Annotated in this window: 18 protein-coding genes; 10 read left to right on the top strand and 8 right to left on the bottom strand. The window is 64.3% G+C overall.

Annotated features, from left to right (window positions below):
- Window positions 1-5: 5 nt before the first annotated feature.
- The 8 genes from EI983_RS11345 to EI983_RS11305 form a co-directional block, all read right to left on the bottom strand.
- Window positions 6-1,109: a mandelate racemase/muconate lactonizing enzyme family protein gene (locus tag EI983_RS11345; RefSeq protein WP_157707506.1), complete on the bottom strand. Its 1,104-nt coding sequence runs from the start codon at window positions 1,107-1,109 to the stop codon at window positions 6-8.
- 159 nt (window positions 1,110-1,268) lie between these two features.
- A complete protein-coding gene (locus EI983_RS11340) occupies window positions 1,269-2,378 on the bottom strand; it encodes a mandelate racemase/muconate lactonizing enzyme family protein (RefSeq protein WP_157707505.1) in 1,110 nt (369 codons plus the stop codon).
- A gap of 94 nt (window positions 2,379-2,472) precedes the next feature.
- The gene (locus tag EI983_RS11335; RefSeq protein ID WP_246162129.1) at window positions 2,473-2,757 is read right to left on the bottom strand and encodes a cupin domain-containing protein; all 285 of its coding nucleotides are present in this window, start codon (window positions 2,755-2,757) and stop codon (window positions 2,473-2,475) included.
- A gap of 239 nt (window positions 2,758-2,996) precedes the next feature.
- Window positions 2,997-4,121 (bottom strand): mandelate racemase/muconate lactonizing enzyme family protein, encoded by a 1,125-nt coding sequence (locus EI983_RS11325; RefSeq protein ID WP_157707503.1) that lies wholly within the window; start codon window positions 4,119-4,121, stop codon window positions 2,997-2,999.
- Window positions 4,121-4,720 (bottom strand): dimethylsulfonioproprionate lyase family protein, encoded by a 600-nt coding sequence (locus tag EI983_RS11320; RefSeq protein WP_157707502.1) that lies wholly within the window; start codon window positions 4,718-4,720, stop codon window positions 4,121-4,123. The genes EI983_RS11325 and EI983_RS11320 overlap by 1 nt, the downstream gene beginning before the upstream one ends.
- Window positions 4,717-5,316, bottom strand: coding sequence for a dimethylsulfonioproprionate lyase family protein (locus EI983_RS11315; RefSeq protein ID WP_157707501.1), 600 nt, complete (start codon window positions 5,314-5,316; stop codon window positions 4,717-4,719). The genes EI983_RS11320 and EI983_RS11315 overlap by 4 nt, the downstream gene beginning before the upstream one ends.
- A complete protein-coding gene (locus EI983_RS11310) occupies window positions 5,313-6,398 on the bottom strand; it encodes an alcohol dehydrogenase family protein (RefSeq protein ID WP_157707500.1) in 1,086 nt (361 codons plus the stop codon). The genes EI983_RS11315 and EI983_RS11310 overlap by 4 nt, the downstream gene beginning before the upstream one ends.
- Window positions 6,395-8,851 (bottom strand): FAD-dependent oxidoreductase, encoded by a 2,457-nt coding sequence (locus EI983_RS11305; protein WP_157707499.1) that lies wholly within the window; start codon window positions 8,849-8,851, stop codon window positions 6,395-6,397. Before EI983_RS11305 ends, EI983_RS11310 begins: the two co-directional genes overlap by 4 nt.
- 73 nt (window positions 8,852-8,924) lie before the next feature.
- On the opposite strand from EI983_RS11305, the gene EI983_RS11300 reads away from it, so the two are divergent.
- The 10 genes from EI983_RS11300 to EI983_RS11255 all read left to right on the top strand — a co-directional run bounded on the left by EI983_RS11300 (window position 8,925) and on the right by EI983_RS11255 (window position 17,866).
- Window positions 8,925-9,812 carry a MurR/RpiR family transcriptional regulator gene (locus EI983_RS11300; RefSeq protein WP_157707498.1) on the top strand — a complete coding sequence of 296 codons (888 nt, stop codon included), beginning with the start codon at window positions 8,925-8,927 and terminating at the stop codon, window positions 9,810-9,812.
- Window positions 9,809-10,900 (top strand): aromatic ring-hydroxylating oxygenase subunit alpha, encoded by a 1,092-nt coding sequence (locus EI983_RS11295; protein ID WP_157707497.1) that lies wholly within the window; start codon window positions 9,809-9,811, stop codon window positions 10,898-10,900. Before EI983_RS11300 ends, EI983_RS11295 begins: the two co-directional genes overlap by 4 nt.
- Entirely contained in the window at window positions 10,893-11,306 is a 414-nt protein-coding gene (locus EI983_RS11290; RefSeq protein WP_157707496.1) for a GFA family protein, read from the top strand. Before EI983_RS11295 ends, EI983_RS11290 begins: the two co-directional genes overlap by 8 nt.
- Complete coding sequence (locus EI983_RS11285) at window positions 11,306-12,130, top strand: hypothetical protein (RefSeq protein WP_157707495.1); 825 nt, start codon at window positions 11,306-11,308, stop codon at window positions 12,128-12,130. The genes EI983_RS11290 and EI983_RS11285 overlap by 1 nt, the downstream gene beginning before the upstream one ends.
- Window positions 12,123-12,863 (top strand): sulfotransferase-like domain-containing protein, encoded by a 741-nt coding sequence (locus EI983_RS11280; RefSeq protein WP_157707494.1) that lies wholly within the window; start codon window positions 12,123-12,125, stop codon window positions 12,861-12,863. Before EI983_RS11285 ends, EI983_RS11280 begins: the two co-directional genes overlap by 8 nt.
- Window positions 12,864-12,880: 17 nt before the next feature.
- On the top strand, window positions 12,881-14,329 hold the full coding sequence (locus EI983_RS11275; protein WP_157707493.1) for an aldehyde dehydrogenase family protein: 1,449 nt from the start codon (window positions 12,881-12,883) through the stop codon (window positions 14,327-14,329).
- Between the two features lie 132 nt (window positions 14,330-14,461).
- Window positions 14,462-15,688, top strand: coding sequence for a Coenzyme F420 hydrogenase/dehydrogenase, beta subunit C-terminal domain (locus EI983_RS11270; RefSeq protein WP_157707492.1), 1,227 nt, complete (start codon window positions 14,462-14,464; stop codon window positions 15,686-15,688).
- Window positions 15,688-16,530, top strand: coding sequence for an ADP-ribosylglycohydrolase family protein (locus tag EI983_RS11265; protein ID WP_157707491.1), 843 nt, complete (start codon window positions 15,688-15,690; stop codon window positions 16,528-16,530). Before EI983_RS11270 ends, EI983_RS11265 begins: the two co-directional genes overlap by 1 nt.
- Before the next feature lie 15 nt (window positions 16,531-16,545).
- Window positions 16,546-16,935, top strand: coding sequence for a carboxymuconolactone decarboxylase family protein (locus tag EI983_RS11260; protein WP_157707490.1), 390 nt, complete (start codon window positions 16,546-16,548; stop codon window positions 16,933-16,935).
- Window positions 16,936-17,032: 97 nt separating this feature from the next.
- On the top strand, window positions 17,033-17,866 hold the full coding sequence (locus EI983_RS11255; protein WP_157707489.1) for a 3-oxoadipate:acetyl-CoA acetyltransferase: 834 nt from the start codon (window positions 17,033-17,035) through the stop codon (window positions 17,864-17,866).
- Window positions 17,867-18,113 lie beyond the last annotated feature (247 nt).

The raw sequence follows: 18,113 nt of genomic DNA, 5'->3' as shown, positions 1-18,113 counted from the left end.
TCCTCCTAGTCGAAGATCATGTTCGGGGCGCCAAGGGCTTCGGCATCCACTCTTATGCCAAGGCCTGCACCCTCGGGCGGGGCAATCCGACCGCGGTTTCGCACCGGGGTGTCCGGGGCCAGCCGCGGGCCGACATAATGGTTCAGGTCACAGGTGTTCATCAGGCCGCGCTGCGGCGTTGCAGCGGCCAGGTGCAACAGGGCGGCAGTGGTGATGTCGGAGCCCCATGTGTCCTCGATGCACATCTGCGTGCCGAGGGACAGGCAAAGGTCGCGACAGGCGCGCATCGCCGATAGCCCGCCGATCTTGCTGAGCTTCAGTGCGGTGGCGTCCATGCAGCCCGCCTTGTGCCCGTTCAGAAGGCTCGCCATGTCATGCGCGTTCTCGTCCAGTTTCATGGGCAGCCCGCACGCGGCCCGCACATGGGCGCATTCCTCGATCGTGCGGCAGGGCTGTTCCAGCATCACATCGAGATGGGCCACCGCCCGTCCAACCCGCGTCGCTGTCAACGCATCGGCGCCGCAATTCCAGTCGCCATAGACCAGCGGGCCGGCGCCCACTGCCTCGCGAACCAGCGAGAGCCGGGCCACATCCGCCTGCCAGTTGTCGTCGGCTCCCAGCTTGACCTGGAACTGGCGCATCCCGTCGTCAAAGGCATCGCGCGCCATGCGCGCCATGTCGTCGGGCGCGATGCAGGTGATCGAATGATAGAGCGGCATATCCGCAGCATGCCGTCCGCCCAGCAAGGCATAGAGCGGCAAACCTGCCACCTGACCGGTGATGTCCCACAGGGCCGTGTCGAGCGCGGATTTTGCATATTGATGGCCCTGCAGATGCGCATTGAGCCGCTCCATCACGGCCTCTGGTCCCACCGGATCGGCCCCCAGCAGGACTGTGCACATCTCTTCGATCGCCGGGGCGACACCATTGGCATAGGCGGGCAGGTAATGCGGGATCGGACAGACCTCGCCCCAGCCCGAGGGACCGGTATCCGTGTCGAGCCTGACAATGATGGAAGAGGTGACATCGCAGGTTTTGCCATCGGCCATATAATAGGTCTCGTGGCTGGTCAGGGGGACCGACCACAGTGAAATGCGCGTGAGTTTCATCCTTGAGATCCATCAGGGTTGGGGAAACAACGGGGTGGCGCGGCGCACTCACCCCAGATCCGGCAGAAGGGCATGCAATTGTCGGCATGGACCCTGCGGCTCTGCCGCCTTGGAACCGCTTGCCGGACATTGTGTGGACAACTCTCTGATGGCATGGCTTTAACTTTCAAAGATTGCGACAGGATCGCCCAGAGTGTCACTGTCCGGCACAACCCCCAGGCCAGGCACAGAAGGGGGGGTCGCATAGCCCTGGGCATTGCGCGCGCCTTGCCCCGGAGCCGGGTCGATGCTCAGGTGATAATGGCAGAGCCAGGAGGCCAGCCGGTTGGCCTCGGGCGTGGAGGCGGCGAGGTGAATGGCCGCCGTATCGGCCAGCGCGGTGCCGCCCACATCCTCGATATGCATCTGCCATCCGACGCTGACGCCTAAATCGCGCACCTGCCGCGCGCGGGTCAGTCCGCCCAGCCGGTTGGGCTTGACCTTGACCCCTTCGCAGGCCCCGCGTTTCCAGGCGTCAAGGTGGTCCTGCATCATGTGCAGGCATTCATCCAGCATGATCGGGTTGGCCACGCGGGCCGCCACATGGGCGCATTGGTCCAGGGTCTCGCAGGGTTGTTCCACCCAGTCACGGGCGCGCACCGAGTTGAGCACCTCGATGGCGGTGGCGGGTTGCCAGGCGCGGTTGACATCGAAGGTCACGCGATGGCCCTCGGGCAGACCGGCCGAGATCGCCTCGATCCGCGCGATATCGAGGGCCGGATCGCTGCCGCCCACCTTGGCGGAATGCACGCGATAGCCCTTGTCGGCCGCCCGGCGGATCAGCGCCAGCATCTCATCGGGCGTGCCTGTAGATATTGAGGAATTGACCGGCACTGCCGTGGCCTCGGCCCCGCCGAAGAGCTGCCAGAGGGGCAGCCCGGTGGCTTGCCCGAGAATATCCCAGCAGGCCATGTCGAGCGGCGACTTGGCGTAAGGGTGGCCGGGCAGGGCCACATCCATCAGTCGGTTGATGTGCTCAAGGCTGCGCGGATCCTGCCCGAGAAGCGCCGGAGCCAGCGTGGCGATGCCCGCCCGCACCCCCGGCCCGTGCGCGGGCAGATAGGTGTGCCCCCAGGGACAGCCTTCGCCCCAGCCGCTGAGCCCGGCATCGGTGTCGAGGCGCACGAAGGTGCTGTCGAGACGCTCGAATCTGAGGCGTCCACCGGAGAGCCAATAGGGCTCGGTCAGGGGCAGGTCGAGCTGCCAGAGGGTGATGCGGGTGATTTTCATCGCGCGCGCCGGAAGAGGGATTGCGCTGCCTGCGGCATCGCCCGGGGGCGGCCCTGCGGGCCGCGTTTTTTGAGTATTTTTGGAACAATGAAAGTCATTTCAGTTCCACTTCGACAAAGGCCATGGGCGCGTCACCTGCGTTGATGACATTATGCTCCACCCCTTCGGCGCGGCGATAGGCGGTGCCCGCGGGTACGGTGACCTCGTTGATCTCACCGCCGGGCAGTTCCAGCCGCATGTGGCAATCGGTGAGCGCGGTGATCACGTAGTCATATTCGTGCCGGTGCCAGCCGGTCTGTTGCCCCGGGGCAAAGTCGAAACGGGTGACGCGGGTGCGGGCATCGTCGATCATCTGGGTGGCGGTGCAGGTCATTGTCATGGGCTCTCTCCATAGGTTGCGACAGGGGCGCCGAGGCTTTCGAAATCGGGGACCACACCCAGCCCGGGTGTGTCGGTGGGGGTAAGCTTTGCTCTCCGGGCGGGAGGAAGAAATCCAGATCGCGGCTGGTGCAGAGCCAGCTTGTTCATCGGCGCGCCATCGGTCAGCGTGCCGTATATTGGCATCCGCATTGGCGGTTGGGGCGGCCGGGACCGGGTATTTTGGGCCAGGACGACGCATCAGAGCGCATATTCAGCGACAGGATCGCCCAGCCGGGACGGGTCCGGGGTGACGCCAAGGCCGGGTGTGACGGGGGCGGTGGAGCCTCCGCCGATGACCGGTGCATCGAAGGCGGCGATGCTGACATCGACCATGGCCCGTGTGTCGAGCGCGCAGCGCAGCAAGGGGCGCGGGGTGGATTGGGCAAAGTGCAGGATCGCAGCAAAGCTGATTTCCGAGCCGACCGTGTCCTGGATGCTCATCACCATGCCCGCCGAGGCCGCAAGCATGCGCTGGCGCAGCATCGGGGTGATCCCGCCTTGTTTGCTGAGTTTCAGGCCGACACCATCGCAGAGATCATGGCGGATTGCGTGAACAAGATCGGCCTCGGACTGGATCAGTTCATCAAGCAGGATCGGCACCGGGCAGCGGGCGCGCACCGTTTCGGTTTCGCGCCAGCTGGCGCAAGGGGCCTCGAGCACGACATCCAGTCCCGCGGGCAAGAGCGCCAGCATGCGCAGCGCATGTTCGGGCGAAAGCCCGTTATTGGCGTCGGCCAGATACCATTCGCCGGGCTGACGGTCGGCCAGGCAGGCGGCGATGCGCTCGGCGTCGAGCGCCGGGCCGCCGTCGGCCTCAGCCGCGCCGATCTTGATGGAATGGCCCATGAACCCCTGGGCGCGGTGGGCGGCGACCTTGGCGCGCATCGCGTCGGGCGTGTCCCCGCCGATGGATGAGATCAGCGGCACAGGCCCCGATGTCGCCCCGCCGGTGATCCCGTGCAGGGGCTGGCCCGCGGCCTGCGCGGCAATGTCCCACATGGCGACATCCAGCGCACAGCGGGCATTGCGGTGGCCGGTGAGGGTGGCCTGCATCCGCTCCCAGTTGCGGTCGTGATGGCGCGGGTCGTGGCCCAGCAGGGCAGGGGCAAGCACGGCGATGCCTGCTCGTGTGCCGGGTGCGTGGGCTGCCACATAGGTGGCCCCGAATGGTGTGGATTCCCCCCAGCCGGTCAGGCCGCAGGCCGTGGTCATTTTCACGAATGTCGCGTCATAGCTGCGGTATTCGCGCCCCCCGGACAGCCGGTACACCCCGCCCTTCACCGGCAGGTCTGCCTGATAAACCTCGATCCGTGCGATCTGCATCAGCCCGCTCCGGGCGTGATGGCGGGCGGGTCGGCCAGACCGTCCCCGCGCCAGAATACGAGGGTCAGCACCGGATCGGCCTCGGTGGTCATTGCATGCGGCTGATTGGACAGGTGCAGCCGGGTCTCACCCGGGGCCAGCCAGATATCCGCCTCTCCATCCGCATGAAAGAGCGCGCGGCCCGACACGATCGTATAGAGCTCCTCGGGCTGGTGCTGGTGGCGCGGATAGAAAAGCCCCGGCCCCCAATAGCCCACGGTGATGCGCGCCTTATCCGTCAGGAAATGCCCCTCCGGCCCCGCCAGTTCACACCAGCAGAAATGATCGAGGAAGGTCTGACCGACCTCCTCGGCGGTATAGGTGTGCCGCCATTCCACATCCCCGACCACGGCCTGAAGCGCCTGCAACAGCGCATCGGACCCCGCCCCGGACGCGCCGGGATTGCTCAGGACATGCGCGGCCGAGGGCAGGGGGTGCGGGGGCAGGTCGGCCCAGACCAGATCATCCGGCCAGTCGCAGAAGGCGCGCGCCTCCGGCAGGTTGGCATGCCAGTCGCGGGCCGCATCGAGGGCCGCCGCCAGGCGGCTGCGTGCGTTCATCCGAGCGCCTCCGGATAGGTGAAAACGGGCTTTGTCATAAGGTCTCCGCGCCAGAGCACATAGGCCAGTACGGGCTGGTCATGGGTGGTCAGCGCATGCGGCTGATTGGTGAGGTGAAACTGGCTCTCACCGGGGCGCAGCACGCGGCTGCCTTCGCCCTCCACATGAAACTCCGCCTCGCCGGCAAGGACCAGATAAAGCTCTTCCGCCGGGTGATGATGCATCGGGTAATGATAGCCCGGGCGCTGATACACCATGAAGCCGCGCATCGTATCGGTGCCGAAAGGCGCGTCATGGCCAAGAAACTCATATGTGCCGAAATGCGCATGCAGCACCGCGCCAATGGACGTGTGGCGATAGGTTTCGCGCCATTGCGCCAGCGGGCCTGCGGCGATCAGCGCATCGCGGAAACCGGCAAACGCCTCGGTGGTCAGATCCGCATCCGCCGCCATCGCATCGCAAAGCGGGTCATGATGCGCGGTGACGGCCTGTTCCCTCAGAGGCTCTGGGAAGGGGCAGAAATCCTGCAAGGCGGGCACGGCGGCATGGGCGGCGCGGGCGGCCTCCAGAAGGGTGGTCCAGCGCGCGTCCATCATGGGATCACCACGATATTGCCGGTGTGGCGTTTCTCGATGAAGGCCGCCTGCGCCTCGCGCAGCTCGGCCAGCGGATAGGTGGCGGCCAGCATCGGTTTGATCTCGCCCGCCTCGATATAGCCAACGACGTCGTGAAAGACATGCTGCGGGAGGATGGTGGAGCCGGTGAAGGTCAGATCGCGCAGGTAAAACGTCCGCAGGTCAAGCTCGACCATCGGGCCGGCGATCGCCCCCGAGCAGGTATAGCGCCCGCCGCGCTCCAGCACATCGATCAGTTGCGGCCACATTGGCCCGCCGACGATATCGGCGACCACGGTGATCTTTTCATCGCCCAGGGCGGCGCGCAGATTGTGCGGGCTGCGCGGCAGGATCACATCGGGACCGCACCGGGCCACATCAGCATGCTTGGCCTCGGATGCCATGGCGATCACCCGTGCGCCGCGCCGCTTGGCCAGCTGGATCAGCGCGCCGCCCACACCGCCCGAGGCACCGGGGATCAGCACCGTGTCGCCCGCCACGACCTTTGCCCGCGCCAGCATGCCTTCGGCGGTGGTATAGCTGCACTGGAAGGTGGCCAGCTCGGCATCGCTCAGATCGCTCTCCACCACCGCCACATCGCGCCGGTCGGCCATCGTGTATTCGGCATAACCACCATCCTTTTCCGAGCCGAAATATCCGGTCTTGTCCATGTTGCCGGGGTCCGACCAGTCGCGCAGCCAGCCATCCACCATCACCCGCTTGCCGATCAGCGCCTGATCGGCATTTGCCCCAACGGCCACAACCCGGCCCACCGCATCGGCGCCCTGAATGCGTGGGAAGGTCAGCGGCGCACCGCCCCAGGTGGGATCGTCATCGTTGATCTCGCCATAGGCGCCGCCGGTGGTGGCCTCGTCCACCGCCTTGGAATACCAGCCCGAGCGGGTATTCACATCGGTGTTGTTCATCCCGCAGGCGCCGACCCTGATCACCACGTCATCCGGGCCGGGGGTGGGTGTGGGCCAATCCTCGTGCCATTCGTATTTGTCCAGGCCGCCATGCCCGGTCAGCACCATGGCGCGCATTGTTTGGGGCAGATCCGTCATGCAAAGACCTCCATCGCATCGGCACGTGGCAGCAGGCTTTCGGGGTCATAGACGGGGGCATCCAGGATGCGACCCCTGCGCGGTTTGCCCGCGATGATCACCTCGACCTCTTGCCCGGCAACGTTGGCATGCGGTTTGATGTATGCAAAGGCCAGAATCTTGCCCACCGTGTGTCCGAAGGCCACCGAGGCGGTTGAGCCGACGACCTGTCCCTCCACCAGCACCGCCTCGCCGCCATGGCCATCCTCAACACCATCCGGCTCGATCTCCAGATAGGCGCAGACCCAAGGCAGGGTGTCAGCGTTAAGCGTGTGCGCCTTGCCCAGATAGTCCTTGTCGGTCCGTGCAAAGCGCAGCACATCGGCCTCGGCCAGCGTCACCTCATTGGTCAGCTCACCAGCGCCCTTGAACATCTTCTCCATGCGAAGCGCGTTCATGGCAAAGCTGCCGTAATCGGTGATCCCGTGGGCCACGCCTGCGTCCCAGAGGGCGTTGTATACATCAAGCGCCGCCTCACGCGGCATGTGGAATTCCCATCCCAGCTCGCCCGCATAGGACATCCGGAAGGCCCAGAGCCGGTGGCCCGCTACAGTGATTTCCTGCGCGGTCAGCCAGCGGAACCCGGCATTGGAGAGGTCCGCATCGGTGCATTGCGCCAACACGTCCCGCGCTTTGGGGCCATTGAGTGTGATTGCCGCCCATTCGTTTGAACGCAGGATGATCTCGGCGTCGGCGTCGCCCTTGTGCTGGGCCAGGTGATCCAGCAGGCGTTGCTCAAAAAACGCAGCACATACAAGGTAATACCGCCCTTCCTCCAGTTTGACGACCGTGGTCTCCAGTTCGATCCGCCCGCGCCGGTTGAGCATATGCGTCAAGGCGATGCCGCCGATTTTTTGCGGCAACCGGTTGGCCACCAGCCGGTCCAGCAGCGCCTCGGCGCCGGGGCCGGTCACCTCGACCTTGGTGAAGGCGGAGATATCCATGATCCCGACCGCCTCGCGCACGGCCTTGCATTCCAGCGCCACCATGTCATGCGTGGCGGTCCGCTTGAACCCGTAATAGTCGCGCTGTTCCAGCCCGTTCCGCGCAAACCAGCGCGGGCGCTCATGGCCATAGACTTCCTCATAGACCGCGCCCTTTTCCTTCAGCCGCTCATAAAGAGGGGAGGGTTTGACAGGCCGCCCGGCCAGCCGGTTGAAATGCGGGAAGGGGATTTCGTGGCGCAGGCAGTAATCCTCCTCCGCTTTGATCACCTGCCAGTCTTTGCTGGCATAAGAGCCAAAGCGGCGCGGATCATAGTCGCGCATGGAAATATCCGCCGCCCCATGCACCATCCACCGCGCGAGTTCGCGGGTCAGCCCCGGCCCCCAGCCGATGCCGATCTGCGTGCCACAGCAGCACCAGTAATTGCGCACGCCCGGGGCAGGGCCGATCAGGGGGTTGCCATCGGGCGGATGGCTGATTGCGCCATGCACCTCGCGCTGAATGCCCAGATCGGCAAAGATCGGCATGCGGTTCAGGCTTTCTTCCAGCCAGGGCATGATCCGGTCGTAATCGGCGTCGAACAGCCAGTTCTCGTAGTCCCACGGGCAATGATCGTGCCAGACGGAGTTGGGGTTCTCCTTCTCGTAGATCCCGATCAGGCCGCGTTTTTGCTCCATCCGGATATAGCCCGACACCTTGCGGTCATCGCGAATGACCGGCAGTTCCTTGTCCAGATCGGCAAATTCCGGCACCGGCTCGGTCACGAAGTAATGGTGCGTCATCGAGGTCATGGGCAGTTGCAGGCCCGACCATTCGCCCATCTGCCGCGCATAGGTGCCGCCCGCATTGACCACATGTTCGCAGGTGATCGTGCCTTTCTGGGTCTCCACCACCCATTCGCCACTCTCGGCCTGGGTAATGTTGGTGGCACGACACTGGCGGATGATACGCGCGCCTTTCTGCCGCGCCCCGGCGGCCATGGCCATGGTCACATTGGTGGGGTCCACATGGCCGTCATCGGGGGTGTGCAGCGCGCCCAGCACGCCGTCGAGGTTGTAGAAAGGATGCAGCTCGGCGATCCGCGAAGGCCCGACCAGCTCGATATTGAAGCCCAGCGACCGGCCAACCGACAGCGTGTGCTGCAGCCAGTCCATCTCGTCCTCGGTATAGGCCAGCCGGAACGACCCGCATCCATGCCAGGTGACCGCCTGACCGGTCTCGGCTTCCAGCCCCCCGGAATAGAGCCCGATATTGTAATCCACGCATTTGCCCAGGCCGAAAGAGCTGGTCGAATGGGTGATCTGGCCCGCTGCGTGCCAGGTGGAGCCAGAGGTCAGCTCGGCCTTTTCCAGAAGGACGGTCTCTGCCCCCCAGCCTTCATGCGCCAGGTGATAGGCAAGGCCCACCCCCATCACGCCACCCCCAACGATCACCACGCGGGCGTGGCTGGGCAAGCTTTTGTCTGACATGCGGGCAATCCTTTTGGCTGTGAGTCGTTTTTCCTCTCGACAGGGTATTCGTACATCTGTACCGTCGTCAATCATGAATGACACAAATGTATCATCAGCCGTTCTGGAACGCCTCTCCGAAGAGTGGGAGGCCCTGACGCCCGAGGCCCAGAAGGCCGCGCGCTATGTGCTTGAAAACCCTCAGGATGTGGGCATTTCCACCGTGCGCGAAATTGCCGAGGCCGCGAAGGTCAAACCCAACACCGTCGTGCGCATGGCGCGGCAGGTGGGATTCGACGGCTATGACGATTTCCGCGAGCCGTTCCGCGAGGCGATCCGCCGGGGCAGCGTGAATTTTCCCGACCGCGCGCGCTGGCTTCAGGATATTTCGCGCACCGGCGATATGGGCGGGCTTTATGCGGACCTGCTGAATGCCGCCATCCGCAATATCGAGGACACCTTCGCGGGCATCAGCGCCGACAATCTTCAGGCCGCCGCCGAAGCGATCTGGAACTCGCGCAATGTCTATGTGCTGGGCGTGGGTGTGAATAATGCCAATGCGCGCAATTTCACCTATCTTGCCTCGACCGGCATGACGCAGTTCTTTGCCATCCCCAAGCCCGGCTCGGTGGCCACGGATGACCTCGCCTGGGCGGATGAGCGCGATGTGCTGATCGCCATGACCTGCCGCCCGTTCCGCACCGAGGTGATCGAGGCGGTGCGCATCGCCCGCGAACAGGAGATGACCGTGGTGTCGATCTCCGACAGTCCGGCCAGCCCGATCATCCTGCAGGCGCATCACGGCTTTGTCGTCTCGGCCGACACGCCGCAATTCTTTCCGTCCTCCGTATCCACCATCGCCCTTCTGGAAACGCTGCTGAGCTTCGTCATCGCGGTGTCCAGCGAGGAAATCGTGGACCGGGTCGAAAAATTTCACAAACGCCGCCATCAGCTTGGCATCTATCAGGAGGAACCGGAATGAACGTCCCCCTCGTGCATTCCCTTGACGCCCGCTACTACACCGACCCCGCGATTTTTGCGCAGGAAATGAATGGCTTGCTCCTGCGGACCTGGCAATTTGCCGGGCATGTCAGCCAGATCCCGAATGTGGGTGATTACTTTGCCTTCGAGATCGCCGGGCAAAGCCTGTTTTGCATACGTGGCCGCGACGAGGTGGTGCGCACCTTCTATAACGTCTGCCAGCACCGGGCGCATGAGCTGGTCACCGGCACGGGCAGCACCCGCGTCGTGGTCTGCCCCTATCATCAGTGGACCTATGAGCTGACCGGTGGTCTGCGCGCCGGGCCCAACATCAAGAGCGTGCCGGGCTTCGACCGGGAAAAGATCTGCCTGACCGAAGTGCGTACCGAGGATTTCCACGGCTTCCTCTTCGTCAATCTAGATGATGCGGCGGCCCCGATGGACGACTGGTTTCCCGGCGTGCGCGAAGAGCTGTCTGAATATGTGCCGCATATCGACGCTCTGGCACCCCTCGAATGGGTCGAATGCCCCGAGCGGTGCAACTGGAAGGTTTCGGTCGAGAATTACTCCGAATGCTACCATTGCCCCACCAACCACCCGACCTTTGCCGAAGGGGTAATCAAACCCGAGACCTATGACATCCAGCCCGATGCGAGCGGCGGCTATGTGCTGCGCCATGTCACCGAATGCCAGAGCCTTGAGGCAATGACCTATCCGATCGATTTGTCGGTGCCCCATGCGGGCGATTACCAGTCATGGTTCCTGTGGCCGATGTTCTCGTTCCAGTGCTACCCGGGCAATGTGCTCAACACCTACCATTGGCGGGCGCATGATGTGGACAATTGCACCGTCTGGCGCGGCTGGTACACGGTGGATGGCGCCGAGAGCGACGTGATCCGCAAGCTTGCCATTCAGGACCGCGACACCACCGTCGAAGAAGATATCCGGCTGGTGGAATCGGTGCATCGCGGCCTCAAGTCCAAGGGCTACAAACCCGGCCCGCTGGTGCTCGACCCGGGCTGCGGCGTGATGTCCGAGCATTCGATCCAGAAGCTGCAACAATGGATGCGCGAGGCGGTGGATGGCTGACATCACAGGCAGATGCTTTTGCGGGGCGGTGCGCTATGCCACTCCGGGGCCCGTGCTCTGGGCCGGGCATTGCCATTGCGACAGCTGCCGCCGGGCCACCTCGGCCCCGTTCACCAGCTTTTTCGGGGTGCCCCGCGCGTCCGTGCGCTGGGAGGGTGAGCTGAAAACCAACGCTACATCCAATGGCCGCGTGAAACGCCTGTTCTGCGGGGCATGCGGAACGCAGATGACCTATCAGTATGAGGGCTGGCCGGACGAGACGCATCTTTACGCCGCCACGCTGGACAACCCGCAAAGCTTTGCCCCCAAAGCGCATTTTCACTACGCCGAGAAACTGCCCTGGGTCCGGATCACCGACGATCTGCCCAAATATCCGGGCTCGGCCGACACGACGGAGCCGCTCTGATGCTGATGCCCGAAACCTGGCGGCCCGAACACAAGCTGTTTCCGCATCAAGTGGGCTTTACCTGCCCGCCCTTCGACTATGACGCGGCGCCCAGCGACTTCCTCCGAATGGCCCCTGAAACCGTGGGCGTGCATGGCTGGATGCTGCATGTGCCCGACTATGTGCACGCTCTTGACCAGCGCAAACAGAATTTTGGCATGATGGAAGACTTCGTGCATTGCATGGCCCGCAACGGCGTCGATGTGGCGGGGCAGGTGGGGTCGAACTGGGTCCATGCCAGCGGGCTGGGCGTGGAGGGTATCCGCGCCCATTGCGAGGCGCTGTCGGACAAGCACGGCGTGCGCTTTCACATGGCAGGTTACGCCATGGTCGAGGCACTGCGCGCGATGAATGTGGAGAAGGTCGCGCTCAACGCCGCCTATCACTGGCCCGCCTGGTGGCAGGGCACGGTGGGCTTTCTTCGCGAGGCGGGTTTCGATGTGCTCTGGGCCGGAAATTTCCACGATCAGGGCTGGTTCGACAGCCAGGAGGAGGTGAACGATCACCGCTGGGTGTTCGAGGGCGATCTGGCGATGAAAAGCTTTCTCTACGTTGCCGAACAGGCCCCCGATGCCGATGCCTACCTGATCAACGGCATGTGCAATTTCCGTTCGGGGCCCGACGGTTTGCCGCAGCGGCCGCTGCATCTGACACGCGCGCTGGAGGCCGCCCTTGGCAAGCCCGTCATCGGCCATGACACGGCCCTTTACTGGCGGATTTTCAAGGATCTGGGGCTTGGTCCCGTCACCCCGCAAGGCCAGCTTCTGGAGAGCCTCAATGCATAAAATCGTTGCCCTCTGGGCCGTGCCGCGCTCCACCTCCACCGCGTTTGAATGGATGATGCGCCAGCGCGGCGATCTCGACTGCCTGCACGAACCCTTCGGTGAGGCCTGGTATCAGGGCGAAGAGCCGCTCTGGCAACGCTTCCAGCCCGGCGACAAGACCACACCGGGGCTGACCTTGGAAAGTGTCTGGCAGGACATTCAGGCGCGCGCCGCGCATGGCCCGGTTTTCCTCAAGGATTTTCCGCATTACATCAATCACATGTGGACGCCTGAGTTCCTGTCGCATTTCACTCATGCCTTTCTCATCCGTGACCCGGCCAAGACGATCACCTCCATGCATGACAAATGGCCCGACTTTCACGAGGGCGAAGTAGGCTTCCCCGAACAGCGCGCCCTGTTTGACCTCTTGTGGGCTTTGAACGGCAGCCCGCCACCGGTGATCGACAGCGATGATCTTCTGGAGAACCCCGAGGCGATGACCGCTGCCTTCTGCAACGCGGTGGGTATCCCCTTTATCCCCGAGGCGCTGAGCTGGGCGCCGGGCGGCGACCCTTCGGCGCATAGCTGGTGGGATGGCGGGTCGTTTCATGGCAACCTTGCCAAATCCACGGGCCTGACCCGGCAGGAGCGCCGTTATGTGGAGCTTGCGGAGTGTGCGCCGCGCGTGCAACAGGTGTATCGCCGGATGCAGCCGCATTATCAGCGGCTTCATGCGCACCGGCTGACAGCCTGAAGAAAGGAAGACCACCGATGCAGATCAAGCCCTATTGGCAGAACTATGTGGACGGCAGTTGGGTCGATGGCGGCGCGGGCCGTGTCGAGGTGGTCAACCCCGGCACGGGCGAGGTTCTGGCCGAGCAGGCCCTGGCCGACGCGGCGGATATCGACCGCGCCGTGCAGGCGGCGCGCCGGGTTCATCAAAGCGGGGTGCTGACCGCGATGCGCCCGGTTGAGAGGGGCCGGATGGTGCAGGCCATTGGCCGCTACCTGATTGAAAACGCAGACGATATTGCGCAGGTTCTCACGCTGGAACAGGGCAAGCCTCTGTGGGAAGCGCATCGTGAAATCCAGGGCGCTGCACGCTATTTCGAGTATTACGGCAACCAGGCCGAAACGCTCGAAGGCCGCTCGATCCCGCTTGGCGCGGGCTATTTCGACTTCACCCATTACGAGCCTTACGGCGTCTCGGCGCAGATCATCCCGTGGAATTTCCCGCTTGAGATGACGGCGCGCTCGCTCTCCTGCGGGCTGGCCACGGGCAATGCCTGCGTGGTCAAGACACCAGAGCTGACCCCGCTCTCCAACTATATCTACGGTCATGCCGCCGAAGCCGTGGGCCTGCCCGCGGGTGCGGTCAATATCCTCTGCGGCTGGGGGCACGAGGCCGGCGCCGCGCTCAGCGCGCATCCGGACGTCAATCAGATCGTCTTTACCGGCTCGGTCAAAACCGGGATCGCCATTGCCACGGCGGCGGCGGCCAATGTCGTGCCTTGTGTGCTGGAACTGGGCGGCAAATCGGCGGCCATCGTGCATGACGATGCCGATCTTGAAGCGATGGAGAAGGACATCCGCTGGGGCATCTTTTTCAATGCCGGGCAGGTCTGTTCGGCCATGTCGCGGATCGTGGTCCACGAAAGCCGCCATGACGAGCTGGTCGAGCGCGCCGTGAAGGTCGCGAAATCGCTCTCGGTCGGCCCTGGTATCGACCGGGCCGAGGCGGGGCTGACGATGGGCTCGATGGTGTCCGAGGCACAGCGCGACCGCGCCGCGCGGATGGTGGCCGAGGCCGAGGCGCAGGGCGCACATGTGGCCACCGGCGGACGCAAGATGAACATCCCCGGCGCGTTTCTGGAACCCACTGTTCTCACAGGTGTTTCCCCCGACATGACCATCGCGCAGGAAGAGGTGTTCGGCCCGGTTCTGTCGGTGATCCCCTTCCGGGACGAGGCCGAGGCCGTCGCCATCGCCAATGGGACCGAGTACGGGCTTGTCGGCGGCGTGTTCACCCGCAATCTCGACCGTGCCACACGCGCCGCGCAGAAAATCCGCGCCGGTCAGGTCTTTGTCAACGAATGGTTCGCCGGCGGGGTCGAAACCCCCTTTGGCGGCTATGGCAAATCCGGCTATGGCCGCGAGAAGGGGCGCGAGGCGCTGCTCAACTACGTGCAGACCAAGAATGTCGCGATCCAGGTGAGATAGATCACCTTCGGGCCTTCCGTCACCCGCTTGCGCTCCGGCCCCAAAGCCGGTTGAGTGGGAGGCGGGCGCAGGGGGCCCGATGCCCCTCCGCAGGCGCCATGATCCGGCCATGAGCAAAAAGGACAACCGCCCATGATCAGCGAGGCCACTCCCCCTGTTACTCTTCGCGCGGTGGTCGAAAACGGGCTTTGTATCGGGTGCGGTCTCTGCGCGGCGCTGGCCCCCGAACGATGGGCGATGCGCATGACCGATGAGGGCCGTCTGCGCCCCGCGCCTCTCACAGCCGAGAACCACGACGCCGATGCCATGATCCTGGCGGCTTGTCCCGGCGCTGTGGTCGAAGCCGAGCCGCGCGGCACCCAAAGCGATCCGGTCTGGGGCAGCTTCACCCATATGGGCGAGGCCTGGGCAGGCGATGCCGATATCCGCTATCGCGCCGCGACGGGCGGGGTGCTGACGGCGTTGGGTGTGCATCTGCTGCGCTCCGGGCAAGCACGGTTCATCCTGCATTGCGGGGCCGATCCCGAGCGCCCCATGCGCAGCCGCTGGCAGATCAGTGAAACGCCCGAACAGGTTCTCGACCGGGCCGGGTCCCGGTATGGCCCGTCGGACACGCTGGCCGGGATCGAGGCGGCGCTGGCCCGGAATGAACCCTTTGCCGTGATCGCAAAACCCTGTGACGCCAATGCGTTACGCGCGCGGGCCAAGGCGGACCCGCGGCTTGACCGGCTCATGGTGGCGGTGCTGGTCATGGTCTGTGGTGGCGCGTCGGATCTGGGCAAATCGCAGGCCGTGCTAGAGGAGCTGGGGCTGCGCGAAGAGGAGGTGACCCTGTTCCGCTATCGCGGCCACGGCAATCCGGGGCCGACCCGGATCGAGACCCGATCGGGCGAGGCGTTCGAAAAGACCTATCTCGATATGTGGGCCGATGAGGCGGGCTGGCGCATCCAGAGCCGCTGCAAGATCTGCCCCGATGCGATTGGCGAGGCGGCGGATATCGCTGCGGCCGATATCTGGCCCGGCGGTGCACCCATGGGTGAGGATGAGGGCTTTAACGGTGTCATTACCCGCAGCCCGGCCGGTCAGGCGCTGCTGGAGAGCGCCGTGGCGGCGGGCGATCTGGTTCTGGGCCGCGCGCATTCGCCGCGTGATTATGACGATTTCCAGCCGCACCAGGTGGCCAAGAAGCATAGCGTGGCCGCGCGTCTGCGCGGGCTTGCGTCGGCGGGACAGCCTGTCTTTGCCCATCGCGGTCTGCGGATCGACGCATTGGATGCCGGCGATGCCGCGCAAGAGGAGGGCACCTGCGCACGGGCCAAGGCCGGCAAGTTCCGCGAGACCCTTCCGGAGGCCGATTGATGCAGAAACCCTTCACCCTTGATCAGGCGCGCGGGATGCTCATCGGGCTTGCAGTGGGCGACGCGCTGGGCACGACGCTGGAGTTAGTCCCGCGTGAGGCGGTGCGCCCGATTGACGATATGGTCGGTGGCGGCCCCTTCGGGCTCAGACCCGGGCAATGGACCGATGACACCTCCATGGCGCTCTGCCTGGCGCAAATGCTGCGTTCGGCCAATGGCTGGGACGCCGATGATGCCATGCGCCGCTTCGTCAATTGGCGCGACTTCGGCTATCTCAGCTCGACGGGTGTCTGTTTCGATATCGGCAATCAGACGAGCGCGGCACTCGATGCCTATCTGCAAACCGGCAATCCCTATTCCGGCCCGACGGAGAACGAGAAGTCGGGCAATGGCGGGATCATGCGGCTGGCCCCCGTGGTGCTGGCCTATGGGGCGAATGTGCAATCGGCGCAATCGGCAGCGCAGCTCTCCAGCCGGCTGACCCATGCCAGCCCGCTCTGCATGCGGGCGGCGGCCAACCTGGCGCAGTTCCTTGTCACCGGCGACACTGGCCTGCTGCCCCGCCCGGAGGAGCCGCCCGAGGAGGCGTCAGGCTATGTGGTGCACACGCTGCACGCGGCCTTCTGGGCCATGACCCAGGGCGACAATTTCCGCGATATCCTGCTGGCGGCGGTCAATCTGGGCGGCGATGCCGATACGGTGGGCGCGGTCACCGGGCAGATCGCGGGGCGCATTTACGGCTATGAGGGCATTCCGGAAAACTGGCGGAACCTCTTGCATGATCACGATAAAATCCTGACCGCGGCGGATGACCTCTATGCGCTGCGGCCCATCGACATATGAAGAAAGGACAAAAACATGAGCCTCTTTGACGAAGACCTGTTTCTCAAGGGTCTGGAGCAGCGCAAGGGCACCCTGGGCGCGGAATATGTGGAAAAGAACCTGGCTGCAGCGGACGACTTCACCCGGCCCTTTCAGGAGGCGATGACCGCCTGGTGCTGGGGCTTTGGCTGGGGCGATGACGTGATCGAACCCAAGACCCGTTCGATGATGAACCTCGCCATGCTGGGCGCGCTGGGCAAGATGCATGAATGGGAGATCCACTGCAAAGGCGCGCTGACCAACGGGTGCAGCGTCGAGGAGATTCGCGCCATCGTGCATGTGGTGGCGATCTATTGCGGCGTGCCGCAGGGGATCGAATGTTTCCGCTCGGCCCGCAAGGTGCTGGAAGAGGCGGGGCAGTTGTAAGCTCCGCGCCTGCGGTCTTTTGCCCGACCTTGCGAGGCGCGCATGTCAAGGCGCGAAGAGCATTGGCCTGCGATGCGCTTCGCACTAAGATGTTGCCATGACCAAACCCTGCATCCTCTGTGTGGCCATCACCGGCTCTGTGCCCACCAAGGCCGATAATCCCGCCGTTCCGATCACTGTGACCGAGCAGATCGAGAGCACCCATGCCGCCTTTGAGGCCGGGGCCGCCATTGCGCATTGCCATGTGCGTAATGACGACGGCACGCCGTCTTCGGATCCCGATCGCTTTGCCCGGCTGGGCGAAGGGATCCGCATGCACTGCCCGGGCATGATCGTCCAGTTCTCGACCGGCGGGCGTTCAGGTGCCGGGGCCGCGCGGGGCGGGATGCTGCCGCTGCGGCCTGATATGGCCTCGCTGTCGGTGGGGTCCAACAACTTCCCCACCCGCGTTTACGAGAACCCGCCGGACCTGATCGACTGGCTGGCCTCGGAGATGCGTACATATGAAGTCACCCCCGAGATCGAGGCGTTCGATCTCAGCCATATCCTTCAGGCGATCCGTTTGCATGGGGCAGGGGTGCTTTATGGCAAACTCTATATCCAGTTCGTGATGGGCGTGAAAAACGCCATGCCCGCCGACAAGGACGTGTTTGACTTCTATGTTCGGATCATGCGCGAGCGCGCCCCGCATGCCGAATGGTGCGCCGCCGGGATCGGGCCGAACCAGATCGTCGTTAATGAATGGGCGATCGCCGCCGGCGGGCATACGCGTACCGGACTCGAAGACAATGTCCGCCTCGACAAGGCGCATCTGGCCCCCTCCAATGCGGCGCTTGTGGCCCGCGCGGCCGATCTCTGCGCCAAATATGAGCGGCCCGTCGCCACGCCAGCACAGGCCCGGGCCCTTCTCGGGCTGCATCCGGACGGCTGAGCGGCGCACATTCCTGAGAATCGTGTGTGCCATCCGGCCGCCTGGCGCAAAGTGAGTCGGAATTGCCACACAACCCATGCGCAGACCGCGGCATAATCCCGGAAATCATCCGCAAAACGGCAAGCTCGCCACCCCGGCAATCCCGGGCGAAAGTTATGGCGATTCCAATAAAATAAGGGCTTTTGACAGAAAGCTCTTTGCGGCGGGCGGTTTGAGTGTGGTTTTAACAACACAACGCCCGCAACAT

The organism is Roseovarius faecimaris (assembly GCF_009762325.1).
In the GTDB taxonomy this organism is placed as follows: Bacteria; Pseudomonadota; Alphaproteobacteria; order Rhodobacterales; family Rhodobacteraceae; genus Roseovarius; species Roseovarius faecimaris.
The sequence above is the reverse complement of the archived record's forward strand: the minus strand, read 5'-3'. Positions and strand labels throughout refer to the sequence as shown.

Excerpts from the sequence above, each read along its gene's own strand:
- EI983_RS11255 (WP_157707489.1), top strand. The coding sequence starts at position 17,033 with ATGACCAAACCCTGCATCCTCTGTGTGGCCATCACCGGCTCTGTGCCC.
- EI983_RS11295 (WP_157707497.1), top strand. The coding sequence starts at position 9,809 with ATGAACGTCCCCCTCGTGCATTCCCTTGACGCCCGCTACTACACCGAC.
- EI983_RS11260 (WP_157707490.1), top strand. The coding sequence starts at position 16,546 with ATGAGCCTCTTTGACGAAGACCTGTTTCTCAAGGGTCTGGAGCAGCGC.
- EI983_RS11280 (WP_157707494.1), top strand. The coding sequence starts at position 12,123 with ATGCATAAAATCGTTGCCCTCTGGGCCGTGCCGCGCTCCACCTCCACC.
- EI983_RS11305 (WP_157707499.1), bottom strand. The coding sequence starts at position 8,851 with ATGTCAGACAAAAGCTTGCCCAGCCACGCCCGCGTGGTGATCGTTGGG.
- EI983_RS11270 (WP_157707492.1), top strand. The coding sequence starts at position 14,462 with ATGATCAGCGAGGCCACTCCCCCTGTTACTCTTCGCGCGGTGGTCGAA.
- EI983_RS11310 (WP_157707500.1), bottom strand. The coding sequence starts at position 6,398 with ATGACGGATCTGCCCCAAACAATGCGCGCCATGGTGCTGACCGGGCAT.
- EI983_RS11285 (WP_157707495.1), top strand. The coding sequence starts at position 11,306 with ATGCTGATGCCCGAAACCTGGCGGCCCGAACACAAGCTGTTTCCGCAT.
- EI983_RS11290 (WP_157707496.1), top strand. The coding sequence starts at position 10,893 with ATGGCTGACATCACAGGCAGATGCTTTTGCGGGGCGGTGCGCTATGCC.
- EI983_RS11320 (WP_157707502.1), bottom strand. The coding sequence starts at position 4,720 with ATGAACGCACGCAGCCGCCTGGCGGCGGCCCTCGATGCGGCCCGCGAC.
- EI983_RS11340 (WP_157707505.1), bottom strand. The coding sequence starts at position 2,378 with ATGAAAATCACCCGCATCACCCTCTGGCAGCTCGACCTGCCCCTGACC.
- EI983_RS11300 (WP_157707498.1), top strand. The coding sequence starts at position 8,925 with ATGAATGACACAAATGTATCATCAGCCGTTCTGGAACGCCTCTCCGAA.
- EI983_RS11325 (WP_157707503.1), bottom strand. The coding sequence starts at position 4,121 with ATGCAGATCGCACGGATCGAGGTTTATCAGGCAGACCTGCCGGTGAAG.
- EI983_RS11265 (WP_157707491.1), top strand. The coding sequence starts at position 15,688 with ATGCAGAAACCCTTCACCCTTGATCAGGCGCGCGGGATGCTCATCGGG.
- EI983_RS11345 (WP_157707506.1), bottom strand. The coding sequence starts at position 1,109 with ATGAAACTCACGCGCATTTCACTGTGGTCGGTCCCCCTGACCAGCCAC.
- EI983_RS11335 (WP_246162129.1), bottom strand. The coding sequence starts at position 2,757 with ATGACAATGACCTGCACCGCCACCCAGATGATCGACGATGCCCGCACC.
- EI983_RS11315 (WP_157707501.1), bottom strand. The coding sequence starts at position 5,316 with ATGATGGACGCGCGCTGGACCACCCTTCTGGAGGCCGCCCGCGCCGCC.
- EI983_RS11275 (WP_157707493.1), top strand. The coding sequence starts at position 12,881 with ATGCAGATCAAGCCCTATTGGCAGAACTATGTGGACGGCAGTTGGGTC.